Raw genomic sequence first — 18,209 nt, forward strand, 5'->3', positions numbered from 1 at the left:
ATTCAGCTCACAAAACCGGTCAGTCACCTCACGTCATCATCCGGCCGGACAGCATCAGTGTCACGACCATGAGTAGCAGCAGAAACCAGCCGGCGCCCTGCCACACCCACCACCTTCCGCGCCGCCGCCATACCCGGTAGGTCTGCACAAAGGCGATGATGCCGCCTATCATCAGCACTCCCGGTGCGGCCATGGCCATCGCGGGCGTGCCGTGTCTGCCGCATAGCGTCTTGTCGACCTCCACGCTGACCGAACACTGACCCATCCACACGATGGCGGTGACAAAGGTGACGACGGCAAGTGCCACGGTCGCCGCACTGAAACGCACCGCATGGATGTGGGTTCTCTTATCCCGGTCCTTTCGCTCCGCGTCGCTGTACATCGGGGCGTTCACGGGCTACCCGTCATCGGTCCGCATTGTCGGTGATGCCGGAGTGCCCTGCCTGGCGAGCGCAATGAGCACAGCAGTACAGGCGGCCATTGGCCTCGGCGCCGTGGCCCAGAATGCGACAGCCGCAGAGCGCACACGACGGTGCCATCTCCGTGATGGCGCATTCCAGGCTGTCGAAGGTCGCCGTCTTATCACCCCAGGTCACGGTGAAGGTGTTGTGATAGACATTTCCGCAGGTCGCGCATACTGCCATGGCTTCGTCCTTCCGTCGGCTCCCGTGTGATGAGCTTCCCGGAATGACGTGGCGCCAAACCCCTAGCGGGGGATCCGCTGGTGGGCGGTCAGGAGCAGACGGTCGTATACCGATCTCGCCGGCAGGGTCTTGTCAAAATCCAGGGTTCCGAAGTCCACGACCACCTGCTGGGCAAGCGCGCGTAGTTTGACGTTGTTTTCCTGCGACCGCCATTTGAGCACATCGAACGCGGCGTCGGCGTTGAGCCGATAGACAAGCATCAACATGCCCTTCGCCTGCTCGATGACGCTGCGGTTCTCCGCAATTTCGACAACGGCCACCGTCAAAGAGTTTTCACGCTCCTGCCGGATGGATGAGGTGACATCCACATAGAAGCCGTGGGTGCCGACGACAACGCCATTGTCGTCACACAGCTGGTCCCCGATGACCACCACGTGATGGACGTGCTGCTGCACGTCGATGATGCGATGGCGGGTGCTGAATGCCTGCGCCGTGCGCCGAATCTCCTGGAGGGTCGCGGCCACTTGGCGATAATCGTCCGGGTGTTTGTGCGAGAGGATGATCTCTGTAGTCGGTGTGATTTCGTCGGGCCCATATCCGTGCATCTGGGCTACCTGCGGGGACCACTCCCACCGTTCGTCGGCAAAGTAGAAGCGAAACCAGCCGACATGTTGTGGCGATCCACCGGCGAGCGCCTGCGCTAGTTCGCTGTCGGCCTCCTCTTCGGATAGCTCATCGGACATGACAGAACCGCTTCACCACCGGGCGCACCTCACTATTCAAATCCGCTGGAAAGCGGTACAACAAGCAGCTCTCGAAGTGTTTAGCGAATTACCTACAGGGTATTTGGCTCGCCATGCATCGCACAAGGCAAGCACACGGCGTGCTGCGGCAAGCATCCGACTCTGGATCTCCCTTTACCTATTGCGCATTCTGGAGTGGCCGTTGTGGACACTCGCGACACGTGGACTCGGCAGTTGTCGAGGCGGCGGGTCTTAAGTACATCGGCAACGGACTACCGGAAGGATTCTGATGGACCATACCCAGACACCATTCCTGGATGCCGTGGACCGTTACCACCGAGACAACCGTTACGGATTCACCCCGCCGGGCCACCGACAAGGACGCGGGGTCGATGCGCGTGTGACCGGGATCATGGGAATGGACCCGTTTCGCTGCGATCTTCTCGCCAGTGGCGGCCTGGACGACAGGAAATCGTCCGGGCACTACTTGGCACAGGCAGAGGAACTGATGGCAGACGCGGTGGGCGCGTCATCAGCCTTCTTTTCCACCTGTGGCAGTTCACTTTCGGTGAAGGCCGCGATGATGGCAGTAGCCGGTGGGTGCGAAGGCGGGTTACTGGTCGGGCGCGACAGCCACAAGTCGATCATCGCCGGCTTGATCTTCTCCGGCGTGCAGCCGCGCTGGATCACACCGCGATGGGACGCCCAGCGGCATATCTCCCATCCGCCCTCTCCGCGCCAGGTAGAGGAGGCATGGCAGCAGCACCCGGATGCGGCCGGCGCCTTGATCGTCAGCCCCAGCCCCTATGGCACCTGTGCGGATATCGGGGCCATTGCGCAGGTATGTCATCGTCGCGGTAAGCCATTGATCGTCGACGAGGCATGGGGAGCTCATCTGCCCTTCCATGAGGAACTGCCGACGTGGGCCATGGATGCCGGGGCCGATGTCTGTGTTGTCAGCGTGCACAAGATGGGGGCGGGATTCGAACAAGGCTCGGTGTTTCACCTACAAGGTGATCGTGTCGATCCCGCGCGCCTGTCGGCATGCGCCGATCTGTTGATGACCACCAGCCCCAATGTGATGGTCTATGCCGCGATGGACGGCTGGCGCCGCCAGATGGTCGAGCATGGCCACGAATTGCTTTCCCATGCTCTCGATCTGGCCGAGCAGGTGCGAGGCGAAATCGCCGATATCGCCGATGTGCAGGTCATGGAATCGGAACTGCTCGGAGCGGAGGCCTCCCACGATCTGGACCGTCTGCAGGTGCTCGTTGACATCTCGCAGACCGGCACCTCCGGCTACCAAGCAGCGGATTGGTTGCGCCAGCACAAACAACTGGATCTGGGGCTGAGCGATCACCGTCGATTCCTTGCGACGATGTCGATCGCGGACCGGGACTTGACGGTGGAGCGACTGCTGGGGTCGCTTTCTGCCTGGCGGGCGGCGGCCGAGGATTTTCCGCGCCCGCGGCCCCTCTATCTACCACCGCCGCAGCAGTTGCAATTGGAAAGTGTGATGTTGCCGCGCGACGCGTTCTTCGGTCCCACGGATACGGTGGCGATCGGCGATGCGGCGGGCCACATTGCGGCTGAGCAGGTTACGCCCTATCCGCCGGGAATTCCGGTGGTGGTGCCCGGCGAGCGGCTGACCAGCCCCGTGCTCGAGTACCTGCGTTCAGGTGTGAAAGCGGGCATGATGGTGCCTGACCCCGCGGACTCGTCGCTGGAAACCATTCGGGTGACGGCCGAACGCTAGCCGATCAGTGCGATTGCGGCAGTGGGGCCATGTGATCGCCCGTCGCTTGGAAATAGACCTGGCGTGCGATATCGACGGCGTGGTCGGCGAATCGTTCGTAAAACCGGCCTATCAGTACTAAATCGGCGGCCGCAGCGCAGCCGTGTGGCCACCGTGGCTGCATCACCACCTCAAACAATTCTCGATGCAGGATGTTCATCCGGCCGTCTTCCTGTTCCATCTGCCGAGCGAACAGCGGATCGCCGCGCTCGATGGCGCATCGCGCGTTCTGTGCGGAATGCCCTGCGGCCAAACTCATCTCGACCACAAGATCGCGCACGTCGCCGGGCAGCGTCACTCGGGGACTTTCCCGCAGTGCCATCCGCCCGACATTGGCCGCCAAACCTGCCATGCGGTCGATATTTCCGACGATATGGATCGTCGCAACCACTGCCCGCAGTTCGCTGGCCACCGGTGCCTGCAGCGCGAGCAGCGAAAACGCGTGATCGCTAATCGAGCGGCCCGCCTTGCTCACCGCGCGCAGTGATGTGTGCAGAGTTGCGGCGGATTCGGATTGGTCGCCTAACAATAAAGCCGTGGCAGTCGTGCACATGCCGGCGGAGCGTCCACACATATCTGCCGTGTCGGCCGCGAGCGCACCGAGTTGTTCATGAAATGTTGTACGCAGGGTCTCGTCCTCGGGAAGGCCTCACGGCCCCTTCGGATCCTCGTATAGGACCGAAGGGGCCGCTCAGCTTTACAGTCTGCTGGATAGCAGTGTCTTGGCCAGCTCCGCACCCTTACGGCTGTCCGATTGAGCCTTGCGGAACAGTTGTGCTACCTCGGTGTCGCCGTCGCGTTCCGCATCGCCGATAAAGGTCTGCAGCCGCAGCGCATTCTCCAGACAATCCTTGGTGAAGCGGATCAGATCGTAGTTCTTGTCCTTGGTGCCGGTCAGTTCTCCGGATTCGGTGGCCAAAGTCATGGTGCTCCCTTCTCGTGTGGCTGGCGACAAGGGCATACCCAGGTGGAATGCCGGTAAACACCACGTTTGCGGAACTCCGCGTCGGGTATGCCCCCTGACGTCCGCAACCTGTGCAAAGGGAGGAACGATGAAACGTCTTGTGAAAGTGCGTCACCGGCAACCGGTCGGGCCTGCTGCAACTCGCGTCGGAGCCGTGATCGCGGCCGTTGCCATCACAGGCGGTGGCATAGCCGCATGTAGCAAGGACGACGCCAAGGATGCGATGTCCACGGCCTCGAGCGCGGCCTCATCGGGTGCCAGCGCGGCCTCGAGCGGCCTTTCCTCTGCCACCAGCGCGATGTCGTCCGCGGCAACCGCACCGGAACTGCGGTACGACGTGCCGGGCGGTGAGGTGATCTTGGATGGCGACGTGGCGAATACCTTCACCAAGGCCGGGGGCGAACAAAAGGTCGGCCGACTCACCGCAAAGCCCGAACAACAAGGCGCCGGAACCGTTTTCACATTCGAAAACGGCAATATCTACTCCTCGACCGCGACGGGAACGCACCTGGTGCAGGGAGAGATACTGCGAGTGTACAACCAGAACGGCGGGCCCACGGGCTCTCTCGGGTACCCGACATCGGACGAAGCGCAAACCAACGGTGGGCCGCAGACAGCATCCGGTGGCTGGATCAGCAAGTTCCAGCACGGGGAGATTTCCTGGCTGAACCAGGGCGATGGCAACTTCCGGGAGACAGTCTCACCGAAGTAGTCACTTGAAATAACCCGCCGACAGGGCAGTGGGGCCGACCGGGCGTTCGCGCGTCAGTCGGCCCCACTTTCGCGAGATGGCCTGCTCAGTCCTTTCGGCTCTCGCGCCGATTGGCTTTTTCGATCGCGGCAACGAGTTCCTCTTTATTCATGCTTGAGCGGCCGCGGATTTCGAGCCTGCGCGCGATGGACAGCAGGTGATCCTTGGTGGCGCTGGTGTCTACGCCCTCGGCCGTCTTACCCCGCGCGTTCGGGCCGCCGCTTCGCGCCCGCTCGTCGGAAGGCCCCCGAGTTTCCTTCTCTTCCCAGTGGTCACCGACCTTTTCGAAGCTGTGCTTCAGCGCCGCGTAAGCGACGCGGTGCGCATGCTGACCCTCGCCATAGGTTTTGACCGCGGAGTCGTGAGCCTTGGCGAAGGTGCGCTGGGCCTTGTCGCTCGATTTACGCAGGGTGTCGGGCAGTTCGCTCTGCTTGGCTCTACCTTTGCTTGTGGTCTTGGGCATGGTGTTCTCCTTTCATGGACTACGCCAGACTCACTCGTCGGGCGCCGGGTCTTCGGCCGTCTCCCGGTCAACATCCGGGCGTTCGGCCCACAACTTCTTGTCGAGGGATTCGCCCTCCGACGCCTCGTTGGCGACCAATCCGAATTTCCCGGAAGCTGACCACTTTTGGGGCGGCTCGACGGGCTCGTCACCGTCGGCGTTGTGCATTTCGTCAGAATCGGTGGACTCGCTGACGTTCAATGTGTCGCCGGGTCCCGCCTCGTCATCGCCGACATCCTCGTATTTTCCGACAGACATGATGACCTACTTACCCGCCCAGCGACGCACCAAACTATGCGGGCACCATCTCGGTCTCGCGTTCCCAGGCGCGATGCCGGCTGATCGCTGTGACAAACGCGGCCACGAATTCGGCCGGCAATGCATTGGCCTCCGCGGTGGTCGTCACCACGCCGTCGTCAACCACAATCTCCGTGGTGGTGGCAAGTGTTTCGACCACAGAGGCTGCCCGGAGCAGATCGAGTCCGGAACCGTAGGCCGCGACGGGCTTGAGATGTTTGTAGGCCTCGGAAACGAAATGCACGGCGAAGCCGTTGCGCGCCAGCCGCCAGGCGGATTCGGCTCCGGAGGGTACGACTACGGCGTCGTATAACACCGAGGCCATCGTGGTCATCGCGCGGTCGACGCGGAGTTCGCCGCCGGATTCGCCGGTGAGCGTTCCGCCGCCAGTCGGTGCGAGTATCTCGACAATCGCGTCGCTCTCTTCCAGCGCCGCACGAAGCAACTCCACGCCGTGAATATCGACGCCGTCGGCCGCGAGCACCGCGATCCGTCGGGTGGCGATGCTGTCTCGGGTGGTGGAAAGCTGGGACAGCGCCGGGGACGGTGGAAGAGCCTCGTCGGCCGATTGCGGCGCTGGGGCGGGTAAGCCCAGCTGCAAGGCGACTTGAGAAGCAAGATCGTGTTCCACCAGGTTGAGTTGAGCGACAACACGTTCGCGAATCCCGGCCTCGGCACTCACCTTGCCCAGTTCGAACGAGAATGCCGAAACGATGTGCTGCGCCTCGACGGCGGACATACTGTTCCAGAACATCCGCGGCTGGCTGTAGAAATCCTTGAAGCTCTCGGCGCGCTGGCGGATCTTATGTCCGTCCACTCGTTGGGTGTAGTGGCGGAAGACATCTTCATGTGCCAGGGCCGGACAGCCGCCGCCGAGGGTGTTCTTGAAATAGCTGGACTTGCCTTGTGGGATGTCATGCTGCGCGAAGCCGTCTCGCTGGTTGTTGTGTACCTCGGCGATCGGTCTGTTGATGGGCAGTTGTGCGAAGTTCGGACCGCCCAGGCGGATCAGTTGTGTATCCAGGTAGGAGAAGTTACGAAACTGAAGCAGCGGGTCGTTGGTGAAGTCGATTCCCGGCACCACGTTGGCCGTGTGGAATGCGACCTGTTCTGTCTCGGCAAAGAAGTTGTCGGGGTTCCGATCCAGCACCATGCGTCCGACCGGCTGCACCGGAACCTGTTCTTCCGGAATGATTTTCGTTGAATCAAGAAGGTCGAAGGGGAATTTGAACTCGTCGGATTCCGGCACCAGCTGCACTCCGAGTTCCCATTCCGGAAACTGGCCGGACTCAATCGCGTCCCAGAGATCGCGCCGGTTGAAATCGGGGTCCTTGCCGGCGATCTGCTGACATTCGTCCCACAGCAGTGAGTGCACGCCCAGCAGCGGCTTCCAGTGGAACTTCACAAAAACGCCCTCGCCGGCGTCGTTGACCAACCGGAAGGTGTGTACGCCGAACCCTTGCATCATGCGGTAGCTGCGGGGCAGAGCCCTATCGGACATGAGCCACATGATCGCGTGTAGCGTCTCGGGCTGCTCGGCAACGAAGTCCCACAAGGTGTCATGCGCCGAGGCGGCCTGCGGGATCTCGTTGTCGGGCTCAGGCTTCACCGCGTGCACGAAGTCCGGAAATTTGATGCCGTCCTGGATAAAGAATACCGGGAAATTGTTGCCGACCAGATCGTAATTGCCTTGCTGTGTATAGAATTTCGTGGCAAATCCGCGTACGTCGCGCACGGTGTCTGCCGAGCCGCGGGACCCCGCAACGGTAGAGAAACGAACGAACACCGGTGTGCGCAGGCCGGGTGTGGTGAGAAATTTCGCGGCTGTGAAGTCCGATAGCCACGCGTCGTACGGCTCGAAGTAGCCGTATGCGCCCGCGCCGCGCGCATGAACCACACGCTCTGGAATGCGCTCGTGGTCAAAATGCGTGACTATCTCGCGGGCGTGAAAATCCTCCAGCAGCGTGGGGCCCCTGACACCGGCGGTGAGCGCGTCATCGGTGTGGTCGACGCGAACGCCTTGCTGGGTAGTGAGATAACCAGAGGCTCGGTCCACCCGGGACGTGTCGAGTTGCTCTTGTTTGGGATTCGACGTGCGGTCCACGATGTACTCCTTAGCGGCGCGGGAAAGACTGCCGCCGGGTACCCCGGTAGCCGAACGACAAACATCGGGCGGGGCCCGCCATGAAATTGTTGTTTTACAACGGAAGTCGAGGTTGTTCGGGCGCTTCTGGCATATATGTCGAACGGAAGTTGCTGGAACGAAAGGCCAGCGGCAGCGCCAGCCAGCACAAACCAAATGCGATCAGCGCGAACACGCCAGCGGCGATGCCCGCACGGCGTCCCGAGACGGTATCGAAGATAATGTCGGTAACCCCGGCCATGGCCAATCCGAGCAACAGCAGGCCCGCGAATGCCAAGCGGTGTGCCGCCGAAACCAGTACCGGAAGGCGGTGCTGGCGAAAGAGAACTCGATGCATGCCAACAGGCGCCACCAGCAGCATGGTAGAGGCGATTGAACAGCAGACGGTGGCCAAGTACACCATCCGCATCGGGTGATCGAGCATGTCGAAGCGCTGCTGAAAAGGAAGCGTGAGTAGTAGACCGGTAAGGAGCTGCACACCTGTCTGCATAACCCGCAGCTCCTGCAGGAGGCTGGTCCAGTTCCGGTCGAGCCGTTCGGTGACGGTTTCGTGGCGGGCCGACTGGTTCCACCTCTGATCGTCCTCCGGGTGGTCAACGTCCACGCTGTGATGATCCCCGGTTTGAACCGAACGAAACCTGGGTACGGGCACCGTATGCATACAAAAGCCAGGACTACGGTAGGTGTGGCCGTCGGATCGATGGCCCTGATCGCCTCGTTGATCGGTTGCGGCACCGACGCGCCACCGCGCAGCGTCGGGACCACCACCCAAACGCCCGCGCCCCCGCCTGGGGGCAGCGGCAGTGTGCCGGGCGGGCCGACGGGCGGAGGCGGCCCGGAGGGTGGCGCGGGCAGCATCCCAGGTGGGCCGACGGGAGGTGGTGGCCCAGGAGGAGGCGGAGGAGAGATCCCCGGCGGCCCCACCGGTAGCGGTGGTCCCGGCGGCGGAAGCGGATGCATTCCCAACGTGGGGTGCGTGAACGTGCCTTAGTCGAGTGCGAGGTGATTATCGAATGAGGAACACCAGTTTCATTGCGGCGCTTACGGTGTCTGTCGTGACGGCGGTTATGGGTGCTCCGCCGGGGCATGCATCCACCGACTGCAGCCAAGAAGGGATCGCCCAGGCGGTGCAGGCAACCAATAACGCGTTGAGCATCTACTTCGATAAGTATCCTGAGGCAAACGCGGTAATCACCGACGCGTACCTGCAGCCCGAAGCCGTGGGCGCATCGAACATCAGGGCATATTTCGCCGCACACCCGCAACAGGATCGCGAACTGAAGGACATCATGGCTCCGCTTGACGACAAAAAGCCAGAGTGCCGGACCGTTTGAGACGCGTGTCAGCCTAACGGGCGGTCTTCGACGATCGCCCGCGCGATCTCCACCAGTTTGGTGTTGAAATCCTGTGACAGCGTCCTGATGACGGTGAACGCTTCTGCGGCATTGATGCTGAAACGCTCCATCAGCATTCCCTTGGCCTGACCAATGACGTCGCGCGACGCAAGGGCTGAGGCCCATTGCGACTCACGCTGCGCCGCCACCAGCACGATCGCGGCGTGCGTGGCCAACGCCAGTCCAGCGTCATAGGAGTCAGCGCCGAACGCACCTGGCGACTGCGCGTAAAGGTTAAGCGCTCCAAGGTTTTCACCGAAGGTGAACAACTGGAAGGACAGCATCGACCGAACGCCGAGCTTCACCGCCGCCTCGGCGAAACGCGGCCACGGCGTCGTCTGGGCAAGATCTTCGGCATACACCGTCTCGTGTTCCCATGCCGACTGCACGCACGGGCCCTCGCGCAACTCCTGCTGAATGTCATCGAGTTTGCGTGGCGTTTCCGACGTCGCCGCCCTCGACTCAATTTCGTAGCGCCCGGTGACCAGCGTTATGCCGGCTTGCTCCACACCGGGCACGGTCTCGAGTGCCGCGGTGGTGATCGACCTGAGCGTCATTTCGACGCTGGAGTGCTCCTGCTGCATGCGGCGCGCGGCGTCCGCGATTTTCGCGCTGAACGCTCCGGCAGCCGCCTCATCGGTCACTCGGCCATCTTGCCAGTTTCTGTGGGACAGCGACCGAAAATGCCTGTTGGGCAGCTTCCGGTAGTGTCCGCTACCAGTGGAGCCCTTACACTCAGCTAATTTCGCGGCGATACCGCCCACCCGCTGCGTAGTTATGCGATAGGAGCCCCGCCCGTGAACAGTGCCCCCGACACGCTCACCCGGGGCCTCTCCGCTCGCCATATCCGTTTTATCGCGCTGGGATCAGCTATCGGGACAGGCCTGTTCTACGGTTCGGCGGAGGCGATCAGGCAAGCGGGCCCGTCGGTGCTGGTGGCCTACCTGCTGGGCGGGGCGGTGATCTACATCGTGCTGCGATCGCTGGGGGAGATGGCGGTACGCCGCCCGGTGGCAGGATCGTTCGGTGAGTACGCCACGCAGTACCTAGGGCCGTTGGCAGGCTTTCTCACCGGTTGGACGTACGCGCTGGAGATGGTCGTCGTCTGCCTGGCCGATGTGACCGCATTCGGGGTCTACATGGGTTTCTGGTTCCCCGGAGTGCCGCGCTGGGTTTGGGTGTTCTCGATCATCTTCTTCATCGGCGCGATAAATCTGCTCAGCGTCAAGGTTTTCGGGGAGGTCGAATTCTGGCTCAGCCTGGTGAAGGTTCTTGCCATTGTCGCGATGATCGCTGGTGGCATAGCAATCCTCGTGTGGGGCAGCTCAACTGGGCGCGAAGAGCAGCGCGGCATCGCCAACTTGTGGAATGACGGGGGCTTCTTCCCTCATGGACTGGCCGGGTTCGTGGGCAGCTTCATGATCGTGATGTTCGCGTTCGGTGGTACCGAGATCATCGGGATCACGGCGGGCGAGGCGAAGGATCCGGCGCGGACGATTCCACGGGCCGTCAACACCGTCCCCGTGCGCATCATCTTGTTCTATGTCCTCACCCTCGCTGTGATCATGGCTCTCTACCCCTGGCGGTCGATCGATTCGAACAGCAGCCCGTTTGTGCAGATATTTGAAGGGCTGGGATTCACATCGGCGGCGACCGTGCTGAACCTTGTTGTGGTGACTGCCGCGCTGTCGGCCATCAACAGCGACATCTTCGCCGCTGGCCGGATGATTTACGGCATGGCCCAGCGGGGTCAGGCTCCGGCGGTCATGCGGCGGGTATCGCGTAATGGTGTGCCGTGGATGACGGTGGTAGTCATGACGGTCGCGCTGCTGGTAGGCGTGGTGCTGAACTATGCGATCGAAGAGCGTGTCTTCGTCATCATCGCGTCCGTCGCCACCTTCGCGACGATCTTTGTTTGGCTGATGATCCTTCTGGCCCACTTTAGGTTCCGCGCCCAACAGCACCACGGCGAGGCATCGGTGGCGGACTTCCCGGTGCCGGGCTGGCCGTACCTGCAGGTGTTCGCTACGGGGTTCCTGATGTTCGTTGTGCTCTTACTCGGCTTCGGTGCGGACACGCGTGTCGCGCTCATCGTCGGAGCAGCGTGGCTGCTGGTGCTCGTGGGTGCTTTCGCGATGTCCAGAAGACGGTAGATTGCCGGCGCTCCAGCCTGCTGGGTCTTGCGCGTTTCGGGGCTGTCCGGCCCGGGTACTCGGCGTGACATTCGACAGCCAATGGGCGATACGAGGGAGCGGACAATGGCGGTATTTCCGGGAAGCACTTTTCAGCGGTCTCTGCCCGGAGGGCAGTCGGTGACCTACACGGTCAGGGCTGTGCGCTTCGCGCCAGTACCGTATGCAGAGGTTGAACCGGTTGGTGGGGGAGCACGTGAGGCGCTGTCCATGTGGACCGTCGAACGCATGCAAACCAATCAGCCTCTGCCTGATCGGTGACGCAGGTTCTATGGCCGGTCCCGCTTTGGGAGCGGAACATACTGCTGCAATTTCTGTTTGATGCCTTGTCGGGTAAACCCGGCGGTGTCTTCGTCGCCGCCGACGACGGCGCCGACCAGCGATGTGACCTCGTCGACCGTGGCGTGCGGGGGAATGGGCGGAACGTCAGGATCGCAGCGTACGTCGAGTACGGTGGGCCGATCCGCGGAAAGGGCTCTGTCCCATGCGCCGGCGATCTGTGCGGGGTCCTCGATGTTGTCGCCGCGCAAGTCCAGACCCCGCGCAAATCTCGCATGGTCGACATCCGGAAGAGTCTGTGATTCAGCGAATTTGGGCGAGCCTTCCATGGCCCGCATCTCCCAGGTGACCTGGTTGAGGTCGTTGTTGTGCAGGACCACGACCACCAGGCGCGGATCGGCCCACTGCCGCCAGTACCTCGCGATGGTGATGAGCTCGTTCATCCCATTCATCTGCATCGCGCCATCTCCCACGAAGGCGATTCCAGGTCGGTCGGGATGTGCCCATTTCGCGCCGATGGCATACGGCACACCAGGTCCCATGGTCGCGAGCGTGCCCGACAGCGAGCCACGCACGCCGTCGGTGAAGCGCAGATGACGCGCGTACCAATTGGCCGAGGAGCCGGAATCCGCGGTGATGATGGCATTGGGCGGCATACGTTTCGTCAGCTCCCAGAAAATCCGCATGGGATTGACCGGATCGGCGTTCGTCATGGCGGTGCGTTGCACGGTTGTCCACCAGCCGCGGGTCTTCTTCTCTATGTGCTCGCGCCATGAGCGATCGGGCTTGCGCTCCAGAAGGGGGATGAGGGCTTGCAGTGTGTCTTTGGCGTCGCCAACCAAGTTGAGTTCATACGGGTAGCGCATACCGATCCATTTGCCCGAACGGTCGATCTGCACCGCGCGGGCCTGCCCGAGATCCGGAAGGAATTGAGTGTAGGGAAAGTTCGATCCCACGGTGAGCAGGGTGTCGCAGTCGCGCATGAGATGCCAACTGGCGGTGGTGCCGAGCAGACCGATAGATCCGGTGACCCAGGGAAGATCATCGGGCAGCACATCCTTGCCCAGCAATGCTTTTGCGGCGCCTGCTCCTAAAAGGTCGGCAAGGGCGGTGAGCTCGGCAACGCACCCACGGGCGCCCTGCCCGACAAGCAGGGCTACCTTCTTGCCCGAGTTGAGCAAGTCGGCCGCTGCCCTCAGGGCGTCGGGAGAGGGTATCGAACGGGATCCCGACATGCCAAGGCTTGACGGAACCTGCTTGAAGGCATGAACAGGCGCTTCATAGCCGAGGTTGAATACGTCGGAGGGCACGATGATGGCCGTCGGTGTGGCCTCGGACAGCGCTATTCGTATCGCTCGATCCACCAGGTTGGGCAACTGCTGGGGCACCATGCACTGCTGCACGTAGTCACTGCAGACGTCTTTGTACAGGCTCAAGAGATCGACCTCTTGCTGGTATGAGCCGCCCATTGCGGAACGATCGGCCTGGCCGACAATGGCTAGCACCGGGACGTGATCCAGTTTGGCGTCGTAGAGGCCGTTGAGCAGATGTATCGCACCCGGGCCGGATGTTGCCGTGCAGACACCGAGTTGGCCGGAGAACTTCGCGAAACCCACTGCTTCGAAGGCGGCCATCTCCTCGTGACGAGCCTGGACGAATTGTGGGTCGTTGTCGGCGCAACGCCAGGCCGCCAGTAATCCGTTGATGCCGTCGCCCGGATATCCGAAGACCTGTTGGACACCCCATTCTCGCAGGCGGGAAAGCAGGATGTCGCCGACCGTGCTGGACATGGTTCCTCCTCGCAGGGATTCTGTGCGTGACGTGCGTCCGGGCGGCGATGACAAGATCTCCGATCGCCTCGACGCTCGATCGGCATTCCCTATCGGGCGTTGCGCAAACCTGCCGACACGCTGTAAGTCGCGGGGAACATCTGGCGGCGAGCGGACGCAGGCTCCTGGCCGGCTGCCGCTAGATTGCGATACCGGTTGCTGTGCTCCGTGGTAACAGATTCACCCTGCCTGTCTTTCCTGCACCGGCGCTCTGGTTTCGGGGTTGCTGAGGTGCTCTGCCAGGAAAGCGAATCCAGCCTTGGCGAATTGCGGTGCCGCCGTGAGATGTTCGCCAAACCGGATGGGATGTTCCCGCACGTTCGCGCCCAGCGCAGTCCAACGCCGTAACAACAGCTGTGCCTGCCGGTAGGGGATCACTTGGTCCTGGCGGCCGATGCCCACCAATACGGGAGCGGCTGGTGCGAGATATCCGAGGCTGTTATCGCGCAGTTGTGCTGCCCAATCGGGTTCGACGAAAGGATCGGCGGACAGGTATCGTCCCCGCCTCTTCGGCAGAATCAGCCCCAGAACAATCGCGGCCAGGATATGAGTACGGCGCAGGACTGCTGCGGCAAGGCGCCCGCCCCGGTTGAGGTAGTCGTGAAATCGAAGATCTGGATAGGCACTGTTCAAGCCGAGACCGGCATAGAGCAGGAGAAACGAAAACAGCCCGCCGTCGAGGTCGGTGACAAGCTCTGGAAAGTCCACCGGCGCTGCGCCCACTGCCACCGCCCTCAGACGCACATCCGGGGCATAGCCCGGCTCCAGTTGAGCCGCCCAGCCCGCGGAGTTGCCGCCCTCGGAGTATCCATAGATGCCGGTAGCACAGTCGGCCCGCAGGCCGGTCTGTGGCAGATTTCGGGCGGCCCGCATGATGTCGAGCACTGCGCGTCCGTTGGTCTTGCCGACGACATACGGGTGCAGGCCTGGAGTGCCGAGTCCCGGATAGTCGGTAACCGCCACCACCCATCCGCGCCGCACCGCGGCGGCCAGGAACCACGCCTCATACTCCAGTCCGACTTCCAGCTGACGGGATAGTGCTGCCGCCGATCGCGCGAGTCCTTGTGTGCCCGGTGCGAATCCGAGGAGAGGTCGGGGAGACGCCGGGTTTGCGGTATTGGGAACGAGGATCACGCCCGACACGGCGATTGGCGAGCCGGCGGCGTCGGTGGAGCGGTAGAGCACCCGCCAGGCGCGCGCCGACATCGCCAAGCCCGGAAGCAATCGCGCTGTCATCGGAGCCGCGCGCAGTAGATCTCCGGGGGCACCGCCATCATCGAGATGGGGCGGCTCGTAGAACCGGTCACGGTCGCGGCGGGTGATCGCAGGGGTGTCAGACATCGTTGTCCTCAGGCGTCGGTGGCGCTCAGCACGCGCCAGGTGAATTCAGTTTTGCGCGAAGCACTTTGCCGCTCGCGTTGCGCGGTATCTCGTCCAGCACGATGAACCGCTTCGGAACCTTGTAGCGTTCCAATCCTTGTCGGACATGAGTCTTCAGTACTTCCTCGGATGGAGCGGGTGCTCCGTCAGCAGCGACAACGAATGCATGCAATACCTGCCCGAAGTCGTCATCGGGTACCCCGATGACGACGGCATCGGTAATACCGGGGTACGTGGTCAGGCGGTCCTCCACTTCACCGGGGAAGACATTTTCGCCGCCGGAGACAATCATGTCGTCGGAACGGCCATCGATGTACAGCCTGCCGTCGGCATCGAAATGTCCCATATCGCCGGTATTTACATGCCCGTCAACGATCTCCTTGGCGGTCGGCCGCGTGGCCTTGTCGGGGGTGTATCCCTCGTACTCTAGCCCGCCACGTACGAAGATCATCCCGGTCTCGCCGGGCGCGGCCGGCCGGCGATCCTCCCGCAGGATTCGCACGGATACCCCAAGGGCAGTGCGCCCGATGGTATTCGGCGAGGCGACCAGGTCTTTGGGGGAGGCGATGGCCACCACGCCGGCCTCGGTGGAGCCGTACCCATTGACCAGAATCGGCCCGAACGCTTCCAGCACGCCGGATACCGTTGACGAGGAGATCGGGGCCGCTCCGGTGACGATCATCCGCAGTGACAGTTGCCGCGCATCTCGACGATCGAGGTCGGCGAGCGCAAGTATCCGCTGCAACATGACGGGCACCGCCATCAGCACCGTGACGCGCTGCCGGCGGATGTCCGTCATGGCCTGCTGAGCGTCGAATCGTCGTCGGCACATCACCGTTCCACCGAGCGCCAACGGGCCTAGCAGCGCGGCCAGCCCGAAACCATGGAAGAACGGTGGCGCCACCAACACACGGTCCCGGGAGCGCAGCCGCACCGTGGCCATCGCGGTTACGCACATGAGTGCCAATTGGCGGGGCTTGATGGCACGTGGCACGCCCTTGGCCAACCCGGTGGTGCCGGAGGTGAGAAGAGTCAACTTGACGGGGCGGCGTACCGGCGGCGGTTTCGGATGGTGCTGATCTGCCAAAGAATCCAGCGTCAGGCGATTTTCTTGCGGGTTTTCACGCCACGCCAATACTCGCAGTCCCTGGTACTGAGATTCCTCGACAGCCTGCGAGTATTCGTCGTCGTACACCAGCACGTCGGGTTCATGACGTTGCAGGATCGCCCCCAGCTGCTGGGGTGTCAATTCGGTGTTGATGAAGACCAGCTCCGCCCCGAGCTGGGCACCGGCCAGCATGGATTCGGCGAAGCCCCGGTGGTTACGGCAGATGATCCCTACCGACCTCGGTGCCGACGGGGTGCGCGCGTACACCGCAGCAGCTACGGCCTCGGCCCGCCGTTGGAGGTCACGATAGGTGAGCTGCCCGGAATCGTCGATCAGCGCGGCCCGGTCAGGAAAACGAATCGCACTGGCTGCCAACAACATCGCGGGCGTGGGCCCGAACTGCCAAAAACTACGGACCAGCGAGGCCAGGGCGCGGGGGCTCACCGGAGTAAAGGCGCCCGAGGTAACGGCAGCAGGTATCGCAGCACCCCACTGCCGCAGGCTCTCGCGCAGGTTATTCGGCATGTACGCCGATCCTTTCCGGGGCGTCAATGCGCGTGGTGGTCGATTGTCCGGCCGTTACCCGCGCCAGTGAAGCCTGGGTATCGCCCAGCCGGCGATAGACGAAACCGAGGATCGGTTCCAGCGGAAAGCGCAGCACCGGAGCCAATATCGCAAACGGGTGTCCATAGGCCGGAGTCAGCGTTCGCGGCTTGTCTACCACGGCACGGGCTAACACCTTTGCGGCATCCAGTGGTGTCTGGCCGGGAAGCAACCGCATCCAGCGGCTCGGGGCACTCATCCGTGTATGCATGAGTCCGGCGTAGAACGTGGTCAGAGTGACGCCGTCGCCGCGAGCTTCCATTCCGACCGCACGCATCCAGATATCGAACGCCGCTTTGGAAGATAGATAAAAGCCCCACTTGGGCACCACACCAAACATCACGCCGACTGTCGACACATTCACGATGTGCCCGCTTCCGCGAGCGCGCATCCCGGGCAGCAGTGCCAGGGTGAGCCGCATGGGACCCACGTAGTTGGCGCCGGACGTCGCATTGACATCTTTGGGTCTGTCATAGGAAAGGTGTATCGACCGGCGCAAGGACTTCCCGGCATTGTGGATGAGATAGTCGACCTCGCCGAAGTCGTGCAGAACCGCCTCCGTGAATTCGGTGATCGATTCCTCGGAGGTCAAGTCCAGTCGGTAAACCGCTGCCTCGCCGCCTTTTTCAGCGATACCGGCGGCGACCAGCCGAAGCTGCTCGAGAGAGCGCGCGGCCAGCACCACCTGAGCACCTGCCTGCGCGAAGAGCTCAGCGGTGGCGGCACCCAATCCGTAGGAGGCGCCTGTGATGACGACTATCTTGCCCGCGACTTCGCTTCGTAATCGCTCCGTGCCGCGCAGGCCACGCGGACCGATCAGATACGCCGCGGCGCGTGCCAGCGGATGGTGTACGACAGGGGACGGCCCAGAGGGCAAAACCGTTGACATCTTGGTGCTTTCGACTATTGGGTGTTGTTGGTTACAGGAATGAGCGAAGCCGGGTCGGCGAACACAGACAACAGCCGGGCGTCGGGCAACACTGCCTCGACGACGCGTTGACTCAGCTCGATATCTGGGTCCGACCGCACAGCGCTGAGGATCGTGCCGATGAAGTTGGCGGTGATCAGATCTCGGATGGCGTCGCGAGAGACCCCGTCGGTATGCATCCAATGCAGCACGATTCCCTCCATGAAGGAGAGCGACCCACTGATGGCCGCGCGCAGTATCGGGGTGGACTCGGTGCCGGTGATTTCGACCGCCAGCGCATGCGCGAGGCGCTGGCGGTGCTGTTCGCGGATGCGTCGTACCTCCGCGTCGGCCACATCGGCGAGCAGCGCCTCAAAGGCACGTGGTTCCTGCTGCGCGCGGTCCAGAAACTTACCGATGCCGTCGGCGAGCCGTTCCAGCGCCGGTCCTCGCATTTGGATGAGATCGCTCCAGAATTCCTCGGCTGCCTGCTCCACAACCGCCAGGTAGAAGCCGCGCTTGCCGCCGAAGTGGTAGCTGATCGAGCCTGCGGCCACGCCCAGGGACCGCGCCACATCGACGATCGATACTTCGTCATACCGCTGCGCGCTGAAGGCGGTCCGGCCCGCCTCGAGCAGCGCAGCACGTGACGCCACGCCCCGACGATTGCCGACCATC

At 62.7% G+C, this 18,209-nt stretch carries 20 protein-coding genes; 5 read left to right on the top strand and 15 right to left on the bottom strand.

What is annotated here, in order from left to right:
• Window positions 1–28: 28 nt before the first annotated feature.
• From MAB_RS12845 to MAB_RS12855, 3 genes are all read right to left on the bottom strand, one after another.
• A complete protein-coding gene (locus tag MAB_RS12845) occupies window positions 29–394 on the bottom strand; it encodes a hypothetical protein (RefSeq protein ID WP_005093379.1) in 366 nt (121 codons plus the stop codon).
• A 10-nt stretch (window positions 395–404) separates the two neighbouring features.
• Complete coding sequence (locus tag MAB_RS12850; protein WP_005088225.1) at window positions 405–644, bottom strand: hypothetical protein; 240 nt, start codon at window positions 642–644, stop codon at window positions 405–407.
• A 62-nt stretch (window positions 645–706) separates the two neighbouring features.
• Window positions 707–1,387, bottom strand: a complete 681-nt coding sequence (locus MAB_RS12855) for a PAS and ANTAR domain-containing protein (RefSeq protein WP_005088224.1) — start codon at window positions 1,385–1,387, stop codon at window positions 707–709.
• 289 nt (window positions 1,388–1,676) lie between these two features.
• Here MAB_RS12855 and MAB_RS12860 point away from each other — a divergent pair, with 289 nt between their 5' ends.
• The gene (locus tag MAB_RS12860; RefSeq protein WP_005111050.1) at window positions 1,677–3,143 is read left to right on the top strand and encodes an aminotransferase class I/II-fold pyridoxal phosphate-dependent enzyme; all 1,467 of its coding nucleotides are present in this window, start codon (window positions 1,677–1,679) and stop codon (window positions 3,141–3,143) included.
• Between the two features lie 4 nt (window positions 3,144–3,147).
• Here MAB_RS12860 and MAB_RS12865 read toward each other — a convergent pair whose 3' ends face one another.
• Window positions 3,148–3,756, bottom strand: coding sequence for a phosphate signaling complex PhoU family protein (locus tag MAB_RS12865; protein ID WP_021269121.1), 609 nt, complete (start codon window positions 3,754–3,756; stop codon window positions 3,148–3,150).
• 123 nt (window positions 3,757–3,879) lie between these two features.
• Entirely contained in the window at window positions 3,880–4,107 is a 228-nt protein-coding gene (locus MAB_RS12870) for a hypothetical protein (protein ID WP_005058245.1), read from the bottom strand.
• Window positions 4,108–4,300: 193 nt separating this feature from the next.
• Between MAB_RS12870 and MAB_RS12875 the strand changes: the two genes are divergently transcribed.
• Window positions 4,301–4,858 (top strand): LGFP repeat-containing protein, encoded by a 558-nt coding sequence (locus MAB_RS12875; protein ID WP_005111052.1) that lies wholly within the window; start codon window positions 4,301–4,303, stop codon window positions 4,856–4,858.
• A gap of 85 nt (window positions 4,859–4,943) precedes the next feature.
• Here the strand turns inward: MAB_RS12875 and MAB_RS12880 are convergent, their stop codons facing one another.
• The 4 genes from MAB_RS12880 to MAB_RS12895 all read right to left on the bottom strand — a co-directional run bounded on the left by MAB_RS12880 (window position 4,944) and on the right by MAB_RS12895 (window position 8,443).
• A complete protein-coding gene (locus MAB_RS12880; RefSeq protein WP_005079526.1) occupies window positions 4,944–5,360 on the bottom strand; it encodes a ChaB family protein in 417 nt (138 codons plus the stop codon).
• Between the two features lie 30 nt (window positions 5,361–5,390).
• Complete coding sequence (locus MAB_RS12885) at window positions 5,391–5,657, bottom strand: hypothetical protein (RefSeq protein WP_005079524.1); 267 nt, start codon at window positions 5,655–5,657, stop codon at window positions 5,391–5,393.
• A 34-nt stretch (window positions 5,658–5,691) separates the two neighbouring features.
• Entirely contained in the window at window positions 5,692–7,800 is a 2,109-nt protein-coding gene (locus tag MAB_RS12890; protein WP_005111053.1) for a catalase, read from the bottom strand.
• 94 nt (window positions 7,801–7,894) lie between these two features.
• Entirely contained in the window at window positions 7,895–8,443 is a 549-nt protein-coding gene (locus tag MAB_RS12895; RefSeq protein ID WP_005079520.1) for a DUF6328 family protein, read from the bottom strand.
• A 51-nt stretch (window positions 8,444–8,494) separates the two neighbouring features.
• On the opposite strand from MAB_RS12895, the gene MAB_RS25400 reads away from it, so the two are divergent.
• Window positions 8,495–8,830, top strand: coding sequence for a hypothetical protein (locus MAB_RS25400; protein WP_005079518.1), 336 nt, complete (start codon window positions 8,495–8,497; stop codon window positions 8,828–8,830).
• A 22-nt stretch (window positions 8,831–8,852) separates the two neighbouring features.
• On the top strand, window positions 8,853–9,173 hold the full coding sequence (locus tag MAB_RS12900) for a hemophore-related protein (RefSeq protein ID WP_005111055.1): 321 nt from the start codon (window positions 8,853–8,855) through the stop codon (window positions 9,171–9,173).
• 8 nt (window positions 9,174–9,181) lie between these two features.
• Here MAB_RS12900 and MAB_RS12905 read toward each other — a convergent pair whose 3' ends face one another.
• Window positions 9,182–9,877 (bottom strand): GAF and ANTAR domain-containing protein, encoded by a 696-nt coding sequence (locus MAB_RS12905; protein ID WP_005079514.1) that lies wholly within the window; start codon window positions 9,875–9,877, stop codon window positions 9,182–9,184.
• A 153-nt stretch (window positions 9,878–10,030) separates the two neighbouring features.
• On the opposite strand from MAB_RS12905, the gene MAB_RS12910 reads away from it, so the two are divergent.
• Window positions 10,031–11,386 (top strand): amino acid permease, encoded by a 1,356-nt coding sequence (locus tag MAB_RS12910; RefSeq protein WP_005079512.1) that lies wholly within the window; start codon window positions 10,031–10,033, stop codon window positions 11,384–11,386.
• A gap of 308 nt (window positions 11,387–11,694) precedes the next feature.
• On the opposite strand, the gene MAB_RS12915 is transcribed toward MAB_RS12910, so the two are convergent.
• The 5 genes from MAB_RS12915 to MAB_RS12935 all read right to left on the bottom strand — a co-directional run bounded on the left by MAB_RS12915 (window position 11,695) and on the right by MAB_RS12935 (window position 18,208).
• Window positions 11,695–13,494: a thiamine pyrophosphate-requiring protein gene (locus tag MAB_RS12915; protein WP_012296561.1), complete on the bottom strand. Its 1,800-nt coding sequence runs from the start codon at window positions 13,492–13,494 to the stop codon at window positions 11,695–11,697.
• A 219-nt stretch (window positions 13,495–13,713) separates the two neighbouring features.
• Window positions 13,714–14,874: a lipase family protein gene (locus MAB_RS12920; RefSeq protein ID WP_005079507.1), complete on the bottom strand. Its 1,161-nt coding sequence runs from the start codon at window positions 14,872–14,874 to the stop codon at window positions 13,714–13,716.
• A 25-nt stretch (window positions 14,875–14,899) separates the two neighbouring features.
• Window positions 14,900–16,546, bottom strand: a complete 1,647-nt coding sequence (locus tag MAB_RS12925; RefSeq protein WP_005111060.1) for an AMP-binding protein — start codon at window positions 16,544–16,546, stop codon at window positions 14,900–14,902.
• Window positions 16,536–17,513: an SDR family NAD(P)-dependent oxidoreductase gene (locus tag MAB_RS12930; protein ID WP_005111061.1), complete on the bottom strand. Its 978-nt coding sequence runs from the start codon at window positions 17,511–17,513 to the stop codon at window positions 16,536–16,538. Before MAB_RS12930 ends, MAB_RS12925 begins: the two co-directional genes overlap by 11 nt.
• A 14-nt stretch (window positions 17,514–17,527) precedes the next feature.
• The gene (locus tag MAB_RS12935; protein WP_005111063.1) at window positions 17,528–18,208 is read right to left on the bottom strand and encodes a TetR/AcrR family transcriptional regulator; all 681 of its coding nucleotides are present in this window, start codon (window positions 18,206–18,208) and stop codon (window positions 17,528–17,530) included.
• Window position 18,209 lies beyond the last annotated feature (1 nt).

Origin of the sequence: Mycobacteroides abscessus ATCC 19977 (genome assembly GCF_000069185.1) — a bacterium.
Classification (GTDB): domain Bacteria; phylum Actinomycetota; class Actinomycetes; order Mycobacteriales; family Mycobacteriaceae; genus Mycobacterium; species Mycobacterium abscessus.